Annotated in this window: 13 protein-coding genes; 3 read left to right on the plus strand and 10 right to left on the minus strand. The window is 66.4% G+C overall.

The window, feature by feature from the left end; all coding sequences use genetic code 11:
• Positions 1–6 precede the first annotated feature (6 nt).
• From FDT80_RS00735 to FDT80_RS00770, 8 genes are all read right to left on the minus strand, one after another.
• Positions 7–717, minus strand: coding sequence for a FadR/GntR family transcriptional regulator (locus FDT80_RS00735; protein WP_138660334.1), 711 nt, complete (start codon positions 715–717; stop codon positions 7–9).
• Positions 718–836: 119 nt separating this feature from the next.
• A complete protein-coding gene (locus tag FDT80_RS00740) occupies positions 837–1,601 on the minus strand; it encodes a DUF1028 domain-containing protein (protein WP_138660335.1) in 765 nt (254 codons plus the stop codon).
• Position 1,602: 1 nt separating this feature from the next.
• Complete coding sequence (locus tag FDT80_RS00745) at positions 1,603–3,393, minus strand: gamma-glutamyltransferase family protein (RefSeq protein ID WP_138660336.1); 1,791 nt, start codon at positions 3,391–3,393, stop codon at positions 1,603–1,605.
• A gap of 18 nt (positions 3,394–3,411) precedes the next feature.
• Positions 3,412–4,278 (minus strand): ABC transporter permease, encoded by an 867-nt coding sequence (locus tag FDT80_RS00750; RefSeq protein ID WP_138660337.1) that lies wholly within the window; start codon positions 4,276–4,278, stop codon positions 3,412–3,414.
• Between the two features lies 1 nt (position 4,279).
• Complete coding sequence (locus FDT80_RS00755) at positions 4,280–5,224, minus strand: ABC transporter permease (RefSeq protein ID WP_138660338.1); 945 nt, start codon at positions 5,222–5,224, stop codon at positions 4,280–4,282.
• 64 nt (positions 5,225–5,288) lie between these two features.
• A complete protein-coding gene (locus FDT80_RS00760; protein WP_138660339.1) occupies positions 5,289–6,815 on the minus strand; it encodes an ABC transporter substrate-binding protein in 1,527 nt (508 codons plus the stop codon).
• A gap of 15 nt (positions 6,816–6,830) precedes the next feature.
• Positions 6,831–7,955 (minus strand): ABC transporter ATP-binding protein, encoded by a 1,125-nt coding sequence (locus FDT80_RS00765; protein WP_138660340.1) that lies wholly within the window; start codon positions 7,953–7,955, stop codon positions 6,831–6,833.
• Positions 7,952–8,986 carry an ABC transporter ATP-binding protein gene (locus FDT80_RS00770; RefSeq protein WP_246039779.1) on the minus strand — a complete coding sequence of 345 codons (1,035 nt, stop codon included), beginning with the start codon at positions 8,984–8,986 and terminating at the stop codon, positions 7,952–7,954. The genes FDT80_RS00765 and FDT80_RS00770 overlap by 4 nt, the downstream gene beginning before the upstream one ends.
• A 393-nt stretch (positions 8,987–9,379) precedes the next feature.
• Between FDT80_RS00770 and FDT80_RS00775 the strand changes: the two genes are divergently transcribed.
• On the plus strand, positions 9,380–11,161 hold the full coding sequence (locus tag FDT80_RS00775) for an autotransporter assembly complex protein TamA (protein WP_246039781.1): 1,782 nt from the start codon (positions 9,380–9,382) through the stop codon (positions 11,159–11,161).
• Positions 11,158–15,150 (plus strand): translocation/assembly module TamB domain-containing protein, encoded by a 3,993-nt coding sequence (locus FDT80_RS00780; RefSeq protein WP_246039782.1) that lies wholly within the window; start codon positions 11,158–11,160, stop codon positions 15,148–15,150. Before FDT80_RS00775 ends, FDT80_RS00780 begins: the two co-directional genes overlap by 4 nt.
• A 17-nt stretch (positions 15,151–15,167) precedes the next feature.
• Here the strand turns inward: FDT80_RS00780 and FDT80_RS00785 are convergent, their stop codons facing one another.
• Complete coding sequence (locus tag FDT80_RS00785) at positions 15,168–15,680, minus strand: flavin reductase family protein (RefSeq protein ID WP_138661734.1); 513 nt, start codon at positions 15,678–15,680, stop codon at positions 15,168–15,170.
• A gap of 142 nt (positions 15,681–15,822) precedes the next feature.
• Here FDT80_RS00785 and FDT80_RS00790 point away from each other — a divergent pair, with 142 nt between their 5' ends.
• On the plus strand, positions 15,823–16,341 hold the full coding sequence (locus tag FDT80_RS00790) for a DUF992 domain-containing protein (protein WP_246039783.1): 519 nt from the start codon (positions 15,823–15,825) through the stop codon (positions 16,339–16,341).
• A gap of 104 nt (positions 16,342–16,445) precedes the next feature.
• On the opposite strand, the gene acs is transcribed toward FDT80_RS00790, so the two are convergent.
• On the minus strand, positions 16,446–18,410 hold the full coding sequence (gene acs, locus FDT80_RS00795; RefSeq protein ID WP_138660341.1) for an acetate--CoA ligase: 1,965 nt from the start codon (positions 18,408–18,410) through the stop codon (positions 16,446–16,448).
• Between the last annotated feature and the right edge of the window lie 128 nt (positions 18,411–18,538).

Raw genomic sequence — 18,538 nt, forward strand, 5'->3', positions numbered from 1 at the left:
GGGGGATCAGCCGTCAGACAACGGATGATCGGCAAGTTCGGCGCGCAGGGCCGAAAACCGGGTGGTGAGGTGATCGCGCATGGCGCTGCGCGCGGCATCCGCGCTGCGCGCTTCGATGGCGTCGATCAGCGTGGCGTGTTCGTTGGCCGATACCTCGCGCGACGCGCGCGACCGGGCGCGGGCGCGCATCGCGACCCACTCGGGGTTGGCGCGGATTTCGTCCAGCAGCGCAAAGGCGGTCATCAGCGGCTTGTTGCGCGCGCAGCGGGCGATCATGCGGTGCAGGGCGCCGTCCCAGATCTCGATGCTTTGCGGGTCGGCGGCCTGTTCCAGCCGGTCCGCGATGACTCGCATCCGCGCCACTTCCTCGGGCAGGCTGCGCTGCGCACAGAGCGCGGCCAGCTCGGGTTCGATGCACAGGCGCGCTTCCATCACCTGCAGGGCGTTGGTTTCTCCGGTGATCTGGGCGGCCAGCGCACCGGTGGGGTCGCTCGGCTGCCCCGCAAAGGTGCCCTTGCCCTGCCGCCGCCAGACCAGGCCCTCGGCCTCGAGCTGGTCGAGCGCGCGGCGCACGAACCGGCGGCCGACGTGGAACCGTTCGGATAATTCACGTTCGGTCGGCAGTCGTCCGTCGGGGCCCAGTTCGGCGCCGCCAAGCAGCGACAGGACCTGTTCACGCACACGGGCCGTGGGGTCGGCTGGTTCAATGATCGACAAAAGACAACTCCCTCGAATATGCGCTCAGCCTAACGCCCCTTTTCGTCGCGGACCACGGTCTTGCGTCCTGCGCGGGCGCACAGTGGCTTGGCGCAGGCGCGCCGTGGTCCGCGTCCTCGCTATTCCTCGTCGCCGGAGGCCGCATCCACGGCATGCGACGCGCTCGCGCGTCCTTCCGCGCGGCGCTGCGCCTCGGCCATCGCGATGTCGCGGTCGATCCCCTCGCGTGTGGGATAGCCCGAAAACCGCTCGGCCGTGGGCATGCCCTTGGCGAAATGCACATAGCGTTCGTTCGCGACCTCCCACAGGCGGGCGAGTTCCGCCAGCGGGTCGGCGTGATCGTCGGCGCGAAGATCCAGCCAGGCGTGCTCCTGCCCGGTGTGGATGATCAGCCCCGCGGCCTGCTTGCCGCGCTTGTCACCGCCCATCGCCTCTCCGGCCTGCATCGCGGTGATCAGCCGTTCGGGAAAGGGCAGGGACATATGTTCGGCATAGGCAAAGGCCGTGGCCTGCAAGACCTGCGGCCCGGCCAGCATGTTGCCCGCCACCGAATGATCGCCAAAGGTCATATGGCCCGCGTAATCGACGCAATCGGCGCCGGTGTGGGCGGCAAAGTTGCCAGCGGCGTCCATCATGTGACACTGGCGGATGGCGTGACCCTCGTCGCGGGCGGCCAGATCGGCGATCACGTCCCTGGCGGCCTCGCCCGCCTCAAGCCGGGCGCGCCCTTCGGTGCCCCAGATCGGGTTGCAGAAGGCCTGGCTTGCGACCGCGCTTTTGGCCCCCACAAAGGGCACCACGGCGCCGCAGGCGAAAAAGCGGCTGGCCACGATCAGGCCGATGGCCCCGGTCTTGTCGTCGCGGGCGATCAGGGAATATGTCATCTCAGCGCCCCACCGCATAGGCCTGCATCAGGCGCGGGGTGGCCGCCGCCTGCAAAGCGCCGTCGGGGTGGCGCATGGCGGCGGTCAGCCGGCCCACGGTCCATTGATCCGCCACGGTCACGATATGGCCGCGATCCCGCAGATCCCGCACCACCTCCTCGCCAAAGCCCGCCTCCAGCATCATCTCGCCGGTCTTGACCTCGCGCGGATAGAACGACCCCTGAAAGTGCATCGAATGAAAAAGCGGCGCATCCATGCCCTGTTGCAGGTCCAGTCCGTGATGCACGAAGCGCAGGAACCAGATCAGGTTCCACTGGTCCTGCTGATCGCCGCCGGGCGTGCCAAAGACAAGCTGCGCGCCGTCCTTTTCCGCATAGCTGGGCGTCAGCGTGGTGCGCGGGCGACGGCCCGGCGCCAGCGAGGTGGGCAGCCCGTCTTCGAGCCAGAACATCTGCGCCCGCGAATTGAGCGGAAAGCCGAGGCCGGGGATCACCGGGTTGCTTTGCAGCCAGCCGCCCGACGGCGTCGCCGCCACCATGTTGCCCCAGCGGTCGATCACGTCCAGATGCACGGTATCGCCGCGCTTTTCCGTCAGATGCGCCATCGTGGGTTCCTGCGGGGCGGCGTTGCGCGCCCCGAAATCGCGCGCCGCGCGCGCGACATAGGCGTCGGCCAGATGCTCGAAGCCAGGCACCCGGCCCGGTCGCTGCTCCTGCGACGCGGCGGCGCCGATCAGGGCGAACCGCTCGGTGCCGTAGGCGTCGCTCAGCAAATGATCCATCGGGATTTCGCTGTGGGCGGGATCGCCGTAATAGGCCTCGCGGTCGGCATAGGCCAGTTTCATCGCCTCGATCACCACGTGCACAAAGTCGGCGCCCAGCGGGTCCATCGCGGCCAGATCGGCGTTTTTCAGGATCGACAGCGCCTGCAGCATCACCGGCCCCTGGCTCCAGGCGTGGGTCTTGTGGACCGTCCAGCCGTGATATTCCAACGTCAGCGTCGGCTCGTAGGTCGCACTCCAGCCCGCCATGTCGTCGCGGCTCAGCACGCCGCTGTGCTTTTCCTCGGACACGTCCATCACATGCGCGTCCGCAAGGTAGTTGGCAATCGCATCGGCGACAAAGCCTTCGCGCCATTCGGCGCGGGCGGCGTCGATCTGGGCCACGCGATCGTCGCTTGCGGCTTCGCCCGTCAGCACCAGCCGTTCGTAGGTATCGGCCAGATCGGGGTTCTTGAAATTCGAGTGGGGCGCGGGGGCCGCGCCACCGGGCGTCCAGACGGCGGCGGAACTGGGCCATTCGCGCGCGAAGTAATCGGCCAGACCCGCGATCGTGTTGGCCACGCGCGGCAGGATCGGATGACCGTCGCGGGCATAGTCGATCGCGGGTTGCATCGCATCGCGCAGGCCGATGGTGCCATGATCGCGCAGCATCAGCATCCAGCCGTCAAAGGCGCCGGGAATCACCGTCGCCAACAGGCCCGACCCGGGGATCAGTTTCAGCCCCTGATCGGTGTAATGCGCGATCGTGGCACCGGCGGGGGCGGGCCCTTGCGCACACAGCACCTCGGTCTTGCCGGTGGTCACGGAATGAAAGATCGCGGGCATGTCGCCCGCCGGGCCGTTCAGATGCGGTTCGACGACTTGCAGCGTCAGGGCGGTGGCGACCGCGGCGTCAAAGGCGTTGCCACCCTTTTCCAGCACGCCGAAGCCCACGGCGGAGGCGATCCAATGGGTCGAGGTGGCGACCCCGAAGGAGCCGCGGATTTCGGGGCGGGTGGTGAAGTCGGACATTGATGTCTCCGTTGTTATTCAGTGTTCGCGCGGGTCCAGCGCATCGCGCAGTCCGTCGCCCAGAAGGTTGAAGCCCAGCACGACCAGAAAGATCGAGATCCCGGGCCACATGGCCATCCAGGGGGCTTGGTTGAGAAAGTTCTTCGCGGTGTTGAGCATCGATCCCCAACTTGGCGCGGGGGGTTGTTGGCCCAGGCCCAGGAACGACAGCGACGCCTCGGCGATGATGGCGGTGGCGATGGTCAGCGTGGCCTGCACCAGGATGGGCGGCAGCACGTTGGGAAAGATGTAGCGCGACAGGATCCGGTGCGTCGGCAGGCCGATGGCGCGGGCGCTGTCGACGTAATCCTCGGATTTGATGTTGATGACCTGGCCGCGCGTCAGCCGCACGAAAAGCGGCGTGGCCGAGATGCCGATGGCGATCATCGCGTTGGTCAGCGACGGCCCCAGGAACGCCGCCAGCGCAATGGCGAGGATCAGGAAGGGCGCGGCAAGCAGCGCTTCGGTGCAGCGCGAGATCACGGCATCCGTCCAGCCGCCGAAATAGCCCGCGACGATGCCCAGCGGCACGCCCGCCAGCACCGCGATGCCCACTGACACGACACCGGCCAGCAGCGAGGCCTGCGCCCCCCAGATCATCCGCGACAGCACATCGCGGCCGATCTCGTCGGTGCCGAAGGGATGCGCGAAGCTGGGCGCCTTGCGCACGGCCCCCCAATCGGTCGCCGCCGGATCAGGAATGGGCAGGATCGGCGCCAGCAGGGCGATGGCGATGAAGAACACCACCAGAACCCCGCCCAGCATGGCGCTGCGGTGGGTGCGGAATTTCTTCCATACGCGGTTTTCGGGGGCTTTCGCGGTTATGGGATCGGCGGTGGCGGTCATGTTATTGCCCTCTCAGGCGCGGGTTCAGCAGGACGTAGAGCACATCCGCGATCAGGTTCATGAAGATGAAGCCGATGGCGGTGATCAGCACGATCCCCTGCACGACGGCGTAGTCGCGGTTGAACACGGCATCGACGACCAGCTTGCCGAAGCCGGGGATGGTAAAGATCTGTTCGGTCAGCACCGCACCGGCGACCAGTTCGCCGAACAGCAGCGCCGTCAGGGTCACGATCGGCGTCAGCGCATTGCGAAACGCGTGTTTGAGCACGACGCGCCGTTCGGTCAGGCCCTTGGCGCGCGCGGTTCGCACGTAGTCCGATTTCAGTACGCCCAGCATTGCCGATCGCGTGTGGCGCATCAGGGTGGCGGCCAGCGCCGTGCCCAGCACGAAGGCCGGCATCAGCATGGTGGTAATGGATTTGCCGAAGTCTTCGGACAGCGGCACATAGCCCGAGGCGGGCAGCAACTGCCATTTCACCGACACCAGCAGGATCAGCATGATCCCCAGCCAGAAGTTCGGGATCGACAGGCCCGACAGCGCCACGACATTGGCGACGTAATCGGTCACGGTGCCCTTCTTGACGGCCGACAGGATGCCCGCGGGAATGCCGATCACCAGCGCGAAGATCATCGACATCACGGCCAGTTGGATCGTGACGGGCAGCTTTTGCCCGATCAGCTCAAGCACCGGCTGATTGGTGCGCAGGGAAATGCCGAGATCGCCCCGCATCGCATTGGTGATCCAGGTGAAATACTGCACCGGGATGGGATCGTTCAGGCGGTATTTCTCGCGCAGGAACTCCAGCACTTCGGGGTCGCGTTCCTCGCCCGCCATGGCCAGCACCGGATCGCCCGGCAACAGTTTTTGCAGCGCGAAGACAAAGACCGAGATCAGGATGATTGTCGGCACGGCGATCAGCAATCGGCGCAGGATGAAGGATAACATGGCTCAGGGCTTTCCGGATGGGTCAGGGTGGCCGCGCCCCGGCCGGGGGCGCGACCGGTGGTCGTCACTGCTCGAGGGTGACGCCTTCGAGACGGATCATGCCGTCGGGGTAGGGGGTGAAGCCCGCGATATCCGCGTCCAGCGCCCAGATCCATGTCTGGTGGTAGAGGTACACGATGGGCATATCCACGGCGAGGATGTCGCGCGCGGCATCGTATTTCGCCTTGCGCTCCGCCGTGTCGTTCGATGTCCGCGCGGCGTTCAGCAATTCGTCCACCTGCGGGTTGGAATACTTGCTGTCGTTGATGCCGCCATCGGTGGTCATGAACTGGTGGATGTTGCCATCGGGATCGACACGCCCCGACCAACCGATCTGGCTGGCCTGGTAATCACCGGCCGACTGATCCGCCAGCAGCGTCGCGAATTCCTTGGAGGTGATGGTGATGTTGATCCCCGCCTCGGCGGCCATCGCCTGCACGACCTGCATCAGTTGCAGCGGCACGGTGGTGTTGGGCACCTGAACCTCAAGGTCGATCCCGTCGGGAAAGCCCGCCTCGGCCAGCAAGGCCTTGGCCTTGTCCACGTCGCGCGCGGGCACGGGGTGGTCGGTGTCGTACCACGGAGAGTTGGGCGGGAAGGGCTGGTTGCCGGGGGCGAATGCACCTTCGAACACGACCTGGTTGATCGCCTCGCGGTCGATGGCCAGGCTCAGCGCCTGGCGCAGACGGGCGTCGTTGCCCCAGGGGTTGTCGCCCTTTTCGCCGTTGGCGATGTTGATCGTGATGCCCTGGTAGCCAAGCGACACGGCGCTTTGAACGTCGATGCCGTCATCGGCGCGCGCCTGTGCGAGGTCGGTGGCGGCCAGGCGCTCGAGGATATGGATGTCGCCCGATTGCAGGTTCGCCAGACGCACCGTGGTGTCGGGAATGGGCAGGAAGGTCACGCTGTCGAAGTTGATCGCGTCGGCGTTCCAATAGTCGGCAAAGCGGTTCAGCACGATACGGTCCTGCGCCACGCGCTCGCCAAAGCTGAAGGGGCCGGAGCAGACGGGGTTGAGGCCGAAATCGGCGCCTGCGGCCGCGGCGGCGGTGGGCGAGACCATCATGCCCGCGCGGTCGGCAAGCTGCGCCAGCAGCGTGGCGTCGGGGCCCTTGAGGTTGAGCTTGATCTCGTAGTCGCCCAGCACCTCTGTGCCGGTGATCGAGCTCAGCTCGGACTTGCGCCGGCTTTCTTCAAGGGTTTGGCTGCGGTCGATGTTGGCGGCCACGGCCTCGGCGTTGAAGGGCGTGCCGTCGTGAAACACCACGCCTTCGCGCAGTTGCAGCGTCACCGACGCGCCGTCCTCGGCCCATGTCCAGCCGGTGGCAAGCTGCGGAATGATCTCGAGTTCGGGCGTGATGTCGACCAGCTTGTCGCACAGCGAGGCATAGACGATACGCCCGACGAAGGTGCGCGACTGGTCCGGGTCGAGCACGTCGGCATCCGATTGCAGCGCGATGCGCAGATCCTGCGCAAAGGCCGCCGGTGCGGCGATCCCCAGCGCCGTGGCGCCCAGCAGGGCGGCGGTGAGGGTTGATTTCAGGTGAAGCATTGTCAGTCCTCTCTGTCAGTCTTTGGTGGGTGTTGGTGAAGTGGCGGCAGCGGTCTTGTACGTGAGCGGCGCCCCATCCGCCGCGGCGCGGTAAAGCGCGAAACGGGAGGCCGACCCGGATGACCGGGGTTTGGCTGTTCTTTCTGGCACGGCCTGCGCCGCCGCGATCGCACGCCAGTGATGGCAGGCGACCGCGTGCTCGTCGGCGTCGTCCTCGAGGCGCGGCACATCGGTGCGGCAGTTGTCCTGGGCAAAGGGGCAGCGGGTATGGAACCGGCAGCCCGGCGGCGGCGCGGAGGGGCTTGGCATCTCGCCCAGAACGGTCTGTTCGCGCGGGGTCTCGGAATGGCGCGGCTCGGGGATCGCATCGAGCAGCGCGCGGGTATAGGGATGGCGCGGGGATTCAAAAACCTCATCCGCGGTGCCGCTCTCGACGATCTGTCCCAGGTACATCACCGCGACGCGGTCGCTCATGTGGCGGATCACGGCCAGGTCATGCGCGATGATGACCAGCGTCAGGTCCAGATCGCGGCCCAGATCGCTCAGCAGGTTGATGACCTGCGCCTGCACCGACACATCCAGCGCCGAAACAGGCTCGTCCCCGATGATCAGCTTGGGGCCGGACGCCAGCGCGCGGGCGATGCCGATCCGCTGGCGTTGACCGCCGGAGAACTCGTGCGGATAGCGATCCGCGTGCTCCGGCTTGAGGCCGACCTGTTCGAGCAGGCCCGCCACACGGTCGCGGCGCTGCGCGCGGGTGAGGTCTGGCGCGTGAACCTCCAGCGGCTCGCCCACCAGCTTGCCCACCGTGAGCCGCGGGTTGAGCGATGAAAACGGATCCTGAAAGATGAACTGCATGTCGCGCCGCAGATCGGTGAGCGCCTTGCCGTCGACGCCCGAAATGTCTCGCCCGTCAAACACGACCTCGCCGCGCGTGGGGGTCAGCAGGCGCATCAGCAGACGCGCCAGCGTGGATTTCCCGCAGCCGCTTTCGCCGACGATGGCAAAGGTTTCGCCGCGTTTGATCGTGAGGTCGATTCCATCGACCGCACGCACCACCGTCGGGTTTTGCAGCAGCCCGCCGCCGACATTGAAATGACGCACAAGACCGTGCGCGGCCAGGATCGTGTCGTTGCTCATGCCACCACCGAAATATTGCTGTCGAGCGGCGCATAATGGCATGCGACCTCGTGATCCGCGCCCATGTCGCGCATCGCTGGGACGGTGTTGCAGTCCTGCGTGGCAAAGGGGCAGCGGCTTTGGAACCGGCAACCTTGCGGCATGTCGGCAATGGATGGCACCGTGCCCGGCACCGTCGTCAGCCGGGTGCGCGGGCCCGTCAGCTTGGGGACGGAGCTCATCAATCCGATCGTATAGGGGTGCTGCGGGTCGTCGAACACTTGCGACACGGGGCCACGTTCGACGATCTGGCCGCCGTACATCACCGCGACGGTGGTCGCGAGTTCGGCAACGACCCCCAGATCATGCGTGATCATGACGGTGCCCATGTTGCGGCGCGCCTGCAGGTCGCGGATCAGGTCGAGGATCTGCGCCTGGATCGTCACGTCCAGCGCCGTTGTCGGTTCATCCGCGATCAGCAGCGCCGGGTCGTTCACCAGCGCCATAGCGATCATCACCCGCTGGCGCATACCACCGGACAATTGGTGCGGGTATTCGCGCAACCGCTGGCGCGGCGCGGGGATGCCGACCTGTTCAAGCATGTCGCCGGCACGCTGCATCGCCTCGGCCTTGGTGCAATCGGTGTGCTGCATGACGGCTTCGGCGATCTGGTCGCCGATGCGGAACGCCGGGTTCAGCGATGTCATCGGCTCCTGAAAGATCATCGCCATGCGGTCGCCACGCAGCCGTGCCGGCAAGACTTGCCGCGTCAGGTCATAGGAGGTCTGCTCGAAAACCATTGAACCACTGGGGATTTCGGCCGCATCGGGCGGCAGAAGCCCCATCAGGGCCATCGCGGTCACGCTTTTGCCGCAACCCGATTCGCCGACGATGCACAGGATTTCGCCGGCGCTGACCCTCAGGTCGATGCCGCTGACAACATCGCGTGACTGGCCCCGGAACCGCAGGCTGAAATTCCGCACCTCAAGCAACGGCGTCGTCGCGGGCGCATCCGGTTCGGCGGGGCTGCGATGGGCGTCAATATTGGACAATACGAACTCGCTTTGCGAAAGGTGAACCAATTAGGCATTGGTTTGGAGTGTCCGGATGCCGTTTGTCAATTCTTATATCCATCCATCTGCAAATATATTCGCACCGACCGGCCGGATCCGGCTTGACCGCTCAATATTTGTGCGCCCGCCCGCGCAGGCGGAAAACCGCCGCCCGGATCAGGGCGGGGCGGACCAGACCGGCCGGAACGGTGGTCACAAGGTCGGGAACCGGCAAAACCTTGTTTGCGATCCGCTGGTCATTCCCGTTTAATGGCCCATGTGAGTAATCAGGACCGTGGCGCAGGCAATCGCGTGATGCGCGGAGCGTAAGAAAGTGGCAGGGGCAGGATGACAGGACGGATGCGGTGCAGATTGGTGGCCACTGGCGCAGGCATGGCCCGCACCGCGATGGTCGTGCTGTTCGGACTTGGCGCGCAGGCGGCGCTGGCCGCCGACGTCTCGATCGAGGGCGCCCTGACCGAGGAACTGCGCGAGGCGCTGACCGGCGGGTCGCTGCTGGTCGAGCAATCCAAGGCGGAGGCGGCCCCCAGCCCGCAGGAGCTTGTCTCGTCGGCGCAGGCGGATTACCAGCGGCTGCTGGCCGTTCTGTATGATCGCGGCTATTTCGGCGGCGTGATCACGATCAAGCTGGATGGGCGCGAAGCGGCGCAGGTGCCGCCGGTGTCGCCGCCGCAAAACGTGCAGCGGGCGGTCATCAGCGTCGATCCCGGCCCGCAGTTCCGGTTCGGCCAGGCCCGGATTGCCCCGGTCGCGCCGGGCACCGAATTGCCCGAAGAGTTCGCATCCGGTCAGACCGCCAGCCTGGGCGCGATGCGCGACGCCACAAGCGCGGGCATCGACGGGTGGCGCGACGCGGGCCACGCCAAGGCCCGGCTGGCGCGCCAGGACATCATCGCCCGCCATCCCGACCGGACGATCAACGCCGATCTGACCCTCGCGCCGGGGCCGCGGCTGCGGTTCGGCCCGCTGACGGTGCAGGGCAACACGGATGTGCGCACCGACCGCATCATTGAAATTGCGGGCCTGCCCTCAGGGCAGACCTATTCGCCGCAAGAGCTGGAGCGCGCGGCGACCCGGCTGCGGCGCACGGGCACCTTCCGTTCGGTGGCGATGATCGAGGCCGAGACTGCCGGCCCCGACCAGACCTTGCCGATCACCGTCCAGCTGACCGAACAGCCGCCGCGCCGCTTTGGCTTTGGCGCTGAACTGTCGTCGCTCGAAGGATTGACGCTCAGCACCTTCTGGCTGCACCGCAACCTGTTGGGCGGGGCCGAACGCCTGCGCATCGAGGGCGAGATCAAGGGCATCGGCGGCGAAAGCGGCGGCGAGGATTACCGCCTCGCGGCCCGGTTCGAACGTCCTGCGACGTTCAACGAGGATACGAACTTCTATACCCTGGCCGAGATCGAGCAGCTTGACGAGGTCGCGTTTTTTTCGCGGCAGGCCACCATCGAGGCGGGGATCGAGCGCATCGCATCCGACAACCGCCGCTATCGGTTCGGCCTGGGCCTGCGCCGCGGGCAGACCCGCGATGCCTTCGGAGAGAACACCTACACGCTGTTCCTGGTGCCGCTGGGCGTCACGTTCGATTACCGCGACCGCGCCCTGAACGCGACGTCGGGCTATTATGCGAACGCCGAAATCACGCCTTTCCTGGCCATCGACGGTGCGGCCAACGGGGTGCGCAGCTATGCCGATCTGCGGGCGTACCGGACCTTTGGCGACACCCGGCCCATCACCCTTGCTGTGCGCGGGCAGTTGGGGTCGGTCGCCGGGCCGGGCCTGTCGTCCGCGCCGGCCGATTTCCTGTTCTATTCGGGCGGTGGCGGCACCGTGCGCGGGCAACCCTACCAGGCTCTCGGCGTCGATCTGGGGGGCGGCAACATCGTGGGCGGGCGGTCCTTTGTCGGGCTCTCGGCCGAGGTGCGGGTCAAGACCACGGGCGCGCTGGGGTTCGTGGGCTTTGTCGACGCGGGCTATATCGGATCAGGGGAATTTCCCGACGGGTCCGGCGATTGGCACAGCGGCGCCGGGGTCGGCATCCGCTACGACACCGGCATCGGCCCGATCCGCCTGGACGTGGCGGTGCCCACGTCCGGCCCCGAGGCCGACAGCAACTTTCAGGTCTACATCGGAATAGGACAGGCGTTTTGAAACAGTTCGTATTGCGGATCTTTCTGGCGCTTTCGCTGAGCTGCGCCGCGTTCGGTGCCCGGGCGCAGGACGACGACCGCGGTTTCCTCGCGGGGCTGATCGAAGGCGCCTTGGGCGGCGAGGGCCGTGAGGTGCGCATCGAAGGGTTCGCCGGCGCGCTCAGTTCGGAGGCGTCCTTCGACCGGATGACGATCGCCGACGCGGATGGCATTTGGCTGACCCTGACCGGCGCGCGGCTGGTGTGGAACCGCAGTGCGCTGTTGCGCGGGCGGCTCGAGGTCGAGCGGCTGAGCGCCGAGGCGCTGGAATTGCCGCGCCTGCCAAAGCCGATCGAGGAGGAGGATCTGCCCCCCGCCGAAGCCACCGGCTTTGCCCTGCCGACATTGCCGGACCTGCCGGTGTCGGTGAATGTCCAGGCCTTCGAAGTGGCCCGTATCGCGCTGGGTGCGCCGATCTTGGGCGAGGAGACCGTGTTGACCCTGTCGGCCAACGCGCGGCTCGATGACGTGGGCGCCAATGTCGATCTGCGCGCCACGCGGACGGATGCGAAACAGGGCCAATTCGCGATCACCGCCAATCTGGACCGCGACACCCGGGTGCTGGACCTGCTGCTGAACCTGACCGAGGAGGACGACGGCATCGCGGCGCGGCTGCTGGATCTGCCCGACCGTCCGTCCGTCGACCTGACGGTCGAGGGACAGGGCCCGCTTACGGATTTCGCCAGCGATGTCGTGCTGTCCACCGCAGGACAGGAGCGCCTGACTGGCCAGATTACGCTGCTTTCGGTCGCCCCGGAAAAGCCGACCGAAACCCCTGATCAGCGGATCCAGGCCGACATCGGCGGCGACATCACAGCCGTGATCGCACCGCAGTACCGCGACTTTTTCGGTGAGAACGTGCAATTGCGCGTCGATGCGCTGATTGCGGGGGACGGCGCGATCAACCTCAGCGACCTGAGCATGACGGCCCGCGCCGCGCAATTGTCCGGTCAGGTCCGGCTCAATCAGGAGAAATGGCCGACCTTCATCGACATCAGCGGCACGATCGCCAACCCCGGCGGGGAGCCGGTGTTGCTGCCCGGCACCGATGGCACGACCTTTGTCGACGAAGTGGCGCTTGCGGTGACCTACGCCGCCGCCGATGGCGAGGCCTTCGAGGGCAGCTTCGATATCCGCAACCTGACCCGGCCCGAAGTGACGATTGCATCCACGCGGCTTGAGATGGACGGCACATTGCAGGGGAACCTGGGATCGGTCGGGCAACTGCTGGCCGATGTGGCCTTCGAGGCCACCGGCGTGGCATTGACCGATCCGTCGGCAGCGCAGGCGCTGGGAGATGCGGTGACGGGCACGGCCAACGTGAACTACATCGAAGGCCAGCCCGTCCGGATCAGCGATCTTGACCTGAGCGGCGCGGATTACGGCTTGACCGGCCGCGCGGTGATCGGCGCGGTCGAAGAGGGCTTGCCGACCCGCCTGACCATGGCGCTAAGCGCGCAGGACCTGTCGCGCTTTGCGGGGCTTGCCGGGCAGGACATCGAGGGCGCGACCCGGATCACCCTGTCGGGCACCATCGCGCCGCTGGCGGGAACATTCGATCTGAGCCTCGATGGCACGACGCAGGATCTGGCGGTGGGCATTCGCGAGGCGGACGCGCTTCTGACGGGGGAAACCCGGCTGGCCCTGGCCGCGCGCCGGACCGAGGATGGCACATTCGTCGAAGACCTGACGCTGATCAACGCCGCGCTTGATGTGGCGGCGGATGCACAGCTGCGCACCGACAACAGCTTTGTGAGAGCGACCGCGCGCCTGGTGGATGTGGGGCTGGTGATGCCGCAATATACCGGCCCGCTGTCGTTCGAGGGCACGGCGTCGCAGGACACGCGCGGCTGGACCGTGGATGCCGATCTGGATGGCCCCTATGATATCGCGCTGGCGCTGCAGGGGCTGGCGACCGGGCCCGCGGCGGACCTCGCCTTTGACCTGCGCGTGCCGCAGGTCAAGCCGCTGGTGCCACAGGTCGAAGGCCCGCTGACCGCGCAGGGCCGCGCCTTCCGGTCGTCCGCTGGCTGGAATGTCGATCTGTCCGCGACCGGACCTTATAGCGCGCAGGTCGCTCTGAAAGGTCTGGCCACGGGCGGCGCGGCGGACCTCGCCTTCGATCTCAGCCTGCCCGACGTGAATCCGCTGGTGCCGCAGGTGCGCGGAGCGTTAACCGCACAAGGCCGCGCGTTTCAATCGCCCGAAGGCTGGAATGTCGATCTGGCTGCCACTGGCCCTTACAGCGCGCAGGTCGCTCTGAAAGGTCTGGCCACGGGGGCCGATGCCGATCTGCAGTTCACGGCATCCGTGCCGAACGTGCAGCCGCTCGTGCCCGGCGTCTCTGGCCCGCTGTCGACCGAAGGGCGCGCCTTTCAAAGCCCCGAGGGCTGGCGCGTGGATGTCACCGCGCAGGGGCCATATGCCTCGCGCGTGGCGGCTCGGGGGCTTGCGACCGGGCCCGATGCGACGCTTGATTTCAGCGCGTCGATGCCCGATGTCGGCGCCCTGGTGCCGCGGATCCGCGGGCCTTTGGCGATCGAAGGCGGTGCCGCCAAATCGCCGGCGGGATGGCGCATCGACACGTCGATGCAGGGCCCCTCGGGAACGCAGGCAGCCGTTGCGGGGCTGGTGGCGCTGGATGGCAACCTGGACCTGCGGATCAACGGCAGCGCGCCGCTGGGCCTGTCCGCGCCATTTCTGGCGCCGCGCAACCTGCAGGGGCAGGCGCGGTTCGATCTGTCGGTGAACGGCCCGCCGGCGCTGTCCTCCGTCACCGGGCAGATCAGCACCGGCAACGCCAGCTTTTCCGCACCGAACCTGCGGGTGGGGCTTACCGGGCTGCAGACGACCGTCACGCTGGAACAGTCGCGCGCCCGCATCGACGCGCGCGCCAGCGTGGTGTCGGGCGGGCAGGTGCGCGTCGGTGGCACGGTCGGGTTGGGGGGCGGCTTGCCGGCCGATCTCGACATCGCGCTGCAACAGGTGGTGCTGCTCGATCCCCGGTTGTACCGGTCCATCATCGACGGATCGCTTGATCTGAACGGTCCGCTGACCGGGGGCGCACGCATCGCGGGGCGGATCACCGTCGGCGAAACCGTCGTCACGGTGCCGTCCTCCGGCCTGACGAGCATCGGCGACATTCCCGACATCGTCCACGTCGGCGCCCCGCCGGAGGTGACGGCGACGCGGCGCCGGGCGGGGGTGCTGACCGATCCGGGCGCCGGCAGCGACACCGCCTCTGGCGGCGGTGCCGGGTTCGCGCTCGACATCGAGGTCGACGCGCCCAACCGCATCTTCGTGCGCGGGCGGGGTGTCGATGCGGAACTGGGCGGCAGCCTGCGCCTGACGGGCAATACCGCGCAGATCATCTCGGCCGGTCGGTTCGAACTGCTGCGCGGACGTATCGACATCCTGGGCCAGCGCTTTGACCTTGTTGAGGGATCGGTGCAGTTCCAGGGCGGGCTGACGCCTTTCATCCGCTTCGTCAGCGCAACCGAAACCGCCGCGGGCACCGTGCGCGTGATCTTGCAAGGCCCGGCGGACAGCCCCACGGTAACCTTTGAATCGACGCCCGAAGCGCCGCAGGACGAAGTGCTGGCGCAACTTTTGTTCGGGCGCGACATTTCGCAGATTTCCGCCTTTCAGGCCCTGCAACTGGCCAATGCGGTGGCGACGCTGGCGGGGCGCGGCGGTGCCGGGTTGATCGGCAACCTGCGCGAAGGCTTCGGGTTGGACGATCTGGACATCACCACGACGGACGACGGTGCCACAGCGGTGCGCGCGGGCAAGTATATCTCGGAGAACATCTATACCGACGTCACCGCCGCGTCCGATGGAACGGCCGACGTGTCGCTGAACCTTGACCTGACGAAATCTATCACCGCCAAGGGCACCGTCAAATCCGACGGCAATACCGGCATCGGCCTGTTTTTCGAAAAGGACTATTGAACCGGCGCCCGCGCGGATCAGTCGCTTTCGACGAATTGTCCGTAACGGCCCTGATCGAACAGCAGCCCGGGGCGGTCATCCCTGGACAGGGCCACGTGGCGCACGCGGCCAAGGATCAGCGAATGATCGCCCGCCGGGTGGACCGCATGCGTGTCGCAATGAAAGACCGCGACGCATCCCGCCAGCGCGGGGGCCTTGCCGGGCCCGTTTTCCCATTCGAACGCGTCAAAGCCGTGGCCGCGCTTGGCGAAATGGGCGGCCATCCGCATCTGGTCCATGCCCAGCACGTGGATGCAAAAACTGCGCGCCTGCACAAAGGCGTCATGCCGCCGCGACGAGATCGCGGGCGACCACATTACCAACGGCGGATCGAGCGAGATCGACGCAAAGGAATTGGCGGTCATGCCCACGGGACCGTCTTCGCCATGCGCGGTCACAACGGTCACACCGGTGCCATACCGCCCGAAGGCGCGGCGCAAATCCAGCGCCGTGTCGGCGGTGGGGGTAAAGAAATGGACCGGGCTGCTCATGGACAAGAGCGGTGCCACGAGGGGCCAGAATTGTCCAGAGGTCGGCGGGCTTTTGCCGTCTTCCGAACTCGGCTTGGAACGAATTGTCGCGGCTCGTGTTCTCTCTCCACAAGCGCATCAGCGCAAATAAAGGAGAGACAAAATGAGCATGTTCAACACCCCCCGCGCCCTGACCCTGAGCGCCGCCGCCCTGCTGGCTGTCGGCACACTGAACGGTGCGGCGCACGCGTCGGACAGCGAGACCGTGGACCACTTCGAGATCGGCGCGCTGAACTGTGACGTGAGCGATGGCACAGGCTATATCTTTGGCTCGACCCGCGAGCTGACCTGCACCTTCAACCCCGTGCAGGAGGGGCTTGAGGACGAAACATATGTCGGTACGATCCAGCGCTACGGCGTGGACATCGGCAAGACCCAGAATGGCGTCATGAACTGGCTGGTGCTGGCCCCGACCGAGCGGGAATGGTCCGAGGGCGGACTGAACGGCAGCTACAAGGGCGTCTCGGCCGAGGCGACCGTCGGCGTGGGCCTTGGGGCCAACGTGATGGTGGGCGGCGATGAGAACACGCTGTCGCTGCAGCCCATCAGCCTGAATACCCAGACCGGCGTGAATTTCGCCGTGGGCGTGGGCGAGATCGAGTTGCAGCGCGTCGAAGGCTGAGACCGGGGAACTTCTCCGGCCAACTGAAAAGCAAAGGGGGGCGCATGATCACATGCGCCCCCTTTTTCCTGTCCGAGGTGCCGCCAAAGGGCCGCGATCGATCGTTACGCGCGGTTCATCCGGTTCTCGATCAGATCGTCGACCACCGCCGGTTCGGCCAATGTCGAGGTATCCCCCAGCGCGCCGTAATCGTTTTCGGCGATCTTGCGCAGGATGCGGCGCATGATCTTGCCGGACCGGGTTTTCGGCAGACCCGGCGCCCATTGGATCAGGTCCGGGCTGGCGATTGGACCGATTTCCTCGCGGACCCACTGGCGCAGCTCCTTGCGCAGCTCCTCGCTCGGTTCCTGTCCACCCATAAGCGTGACATAGCAGTAAATGCCTTGCCCCTTGACCTCATGCGGGTAGCCGACCACGGCGGCCTCGGCCACCTTGGGGTGTGCGACCAGCGCGCTTTCGACCTCGGCTGTGCCCATGCGGTGCCCGCTGACGTTGATCACGTCATCGACGCGGCCTGTGATCCAGTAATCGCCATCCGCGTCGCGGCGGCATCCGTCGCCCGAGAAATAGTATCCCTTGTAGTCGCTGAAATAGGTCTTTTCGAACCGCTCGTGATCGCCCCAGACAGAGCGCATCTGCCCCGGCCAGCTATCGGCGATGCACAGAACGCCCTCGGCGGGGTTGCCCTCGATCACCTCTCCGGTGGTGGGTTCCAGGATCACGGGATTGATTCCGAAAAAGGGTTTCATCGCCGCCCCCGGTTTCGTCGCGTGGGCACCGGGCAGGGGGGTCAGCAGGTGCCCGCCGGTTTCCGTCTGCCACCAGGTGTCCACGATCGGGCAGCGCCCGCCGCCCACCACGTCATTGTACCAGTTCCACGCTTCGGGGTTGATCGGCTCGCCCACCGTTCCCAGCACCTTGAGCGATGACAGATCGCATTTAGACACGAATTCGTTGCCCTTGCCCATCAGCGCGCGGATCGCGGTGGGGGCGGTGTAGAACTGGTTGACCTTGTGCTTTTCGCAAACCTGCCAGAAGCGGCTGGCATCCGGATAGGTCGGCACCCCTTCGAACATCAAGGTGGTCGCACCGTTGGCCAGCGGACCATAGACGATATAGCTGTGTCCGGTGACCCAGCCCACATCGGCCGTGCACCAGTAGATGTCGCCGTCATGATAGTCGAAGGTGACCTCGTGGGTCATCGCGGCATAGACCAGGTAGCCGCCGGTGCTGTGCACCACGCCCTTGGGCTGTCCGGTGGAGCCGGAGGTATAGAGGATGAAGAGCGGATCCTCGGCGGCCATCTCCTCGGGCGGGCAATCGGCGTCGGCCTTGGCCTCGAGCTCGTGAAACCAATGATCGCGCCCTTCGGTCATCGCGATGTCGCCGCCGGTGCGACGCACCACCAGCATCTTGGTGTCGGTGTCGCACTTGGCAAGCGCCTTGTCGGCGTTGGTCTTGAGCGGCGTCGCCTTGCCGCCGCGCGGAGCTTCGTCGGCGGTGATGACGACGCGTGCATCGCTGCCGGTCACCCGCGCGGCCAGCGCATCAGGCGAAAACCCCGCAAAGACGATCGAATGAATGGCCCCGATCCGGGCACAGGCCAGCATGGCATAGGCGGCCTCGGGGATCATCGGCATGTAGATCACAACCCGGTCGCCCTTGGTCACGCCCATCCCCTTGAGGATGTTGGCCATGCGGCAGGTGTGACCGTGCAGTTCGGTGTAGGTGATGTGTTTGGCGTCGTCCTCGGGGCTGTCGGGTTCCCAGATGATCGCCGTCTGGTCGCCACGCGTCGCCAGGTGCCGGTCGATGCAGTTGGCAGAGGCGTTCAGCGTGCCGTCGGCGAACCAGTTGATCTTGACGTTGCCAAGGGTGAAATCCACGTCCTTTACCTGGCTGTAGGGCTTGATCCAATCGACCCGCTTGCCCTCTTCCCGCCAGAACCCCTCCGGATCCGCGATGGAGGCCGCGTACATCGTCTCGTACTGCTCTGCGGTCACATGCGCATTGGCCACGACCTCGGGCGAGGGCGGATGGGGGTGTGTTGGGTGATGTGGATTGGACATGGATGGGCTCCTCCCTCAAGGCAATTCGACGTCTGTCAACGCACGGAAAAGTCGCGCAACGCTGCGCCTCGGGGCTTTGCCGCCCTGACTTCTCCCTCGGACATATAATAACGCTGTTTGAAAAGAAG

Origin of the sequence: Sulfitobacter sabulilitoris, assembly GCF_005887615.1 — a bacterium.
GTDB classification, from domain to species: domain Bacteria; phylum Pseudomonadota; class Alphaproteobacteria; order Rhodobacterales; family Rhodobacteraceae; genus Sulfitobacter_E; species Sulfitobacter_E sabulilitoris.

What these genes read in the sequence shown, in the direction of transcription:
- FDT80_RS00755 (WP_138660338.1), bottom strand. Translation starts at nt 5,224, where the DNA reads ATGTTATCCTTCATCCTGCGCCGATTGCTGATCGCCGTGCCGACAATC.
- FDT80_RS00745 (WP_138660336.1), bottom strand. Translation starts at nt 3,393, where the DNA reads ATGTCCGACTTCACCACCCGCCCCGAAATCCGCGGCTCCTTCGGGGTC.
- FDT80_RS00750 (WP_138660337.1), bottom strand. Translation starts at nt 4,278, where the DNA reads ATGACCGCCACCGCCGATCCCATAACCGCGAAAGCCCCCGAAAACCGC.
- FDT80_RS00785 (WP_138661734.1), bottom strand. Translation starts at nt 15,680, where the DNA reads ATGAGCAGCCCGGTCCATTTCTTTACCCCCACCGCCGACACGGCGCTG.
- FDT80_RS00765 (WP_138660340.1), bottom strand. Translation starts at nt 7,955, where the DNA reads ATGAGCAACGACACGATCCTGGCCGCGCACGGTCTTGTGCGTCATTTC.
- FDT80_RS00790 (WP_246039783.1), top strand. Translation starts at nt 15,823, where the DNA reads ATGAGCATGTTCAACACCCCCCGCGCCCTGACCCTGAGCGCCGCCGCC.
- FDT80_RS00760 (WP_138660339.1), bottom strand. Translation starts at nt 6,815, where the DNA reads ATGCTTCACCTGAAATCAACCCTCACCGCCGCCCTGCTGGGCGCCACG.
- FDT80_RS00775 (WP_246039781.1), top strand. Translation starts at nt 9,380, where the DNA reads ATGGCCCGCACCGCGATGGTCGTGCTGTTCGGACTTGGCGCGCAGGCG.
- FDT80_RS00740 (WP_138660335.1), bottom strand. Translation starts at nt 1,601, where the DNA reads ATGACATATTCCCTGATCGCCCGCGACGACAAGACCGGGGCCATCGGC.
- acs (WP_138660341.1), bottom strand. Translation starts at nt 18,410, where the DNA reads ATGTCCAATCCACATCACCCAACACACCCCCATCCGCCCTCGCCCGAG.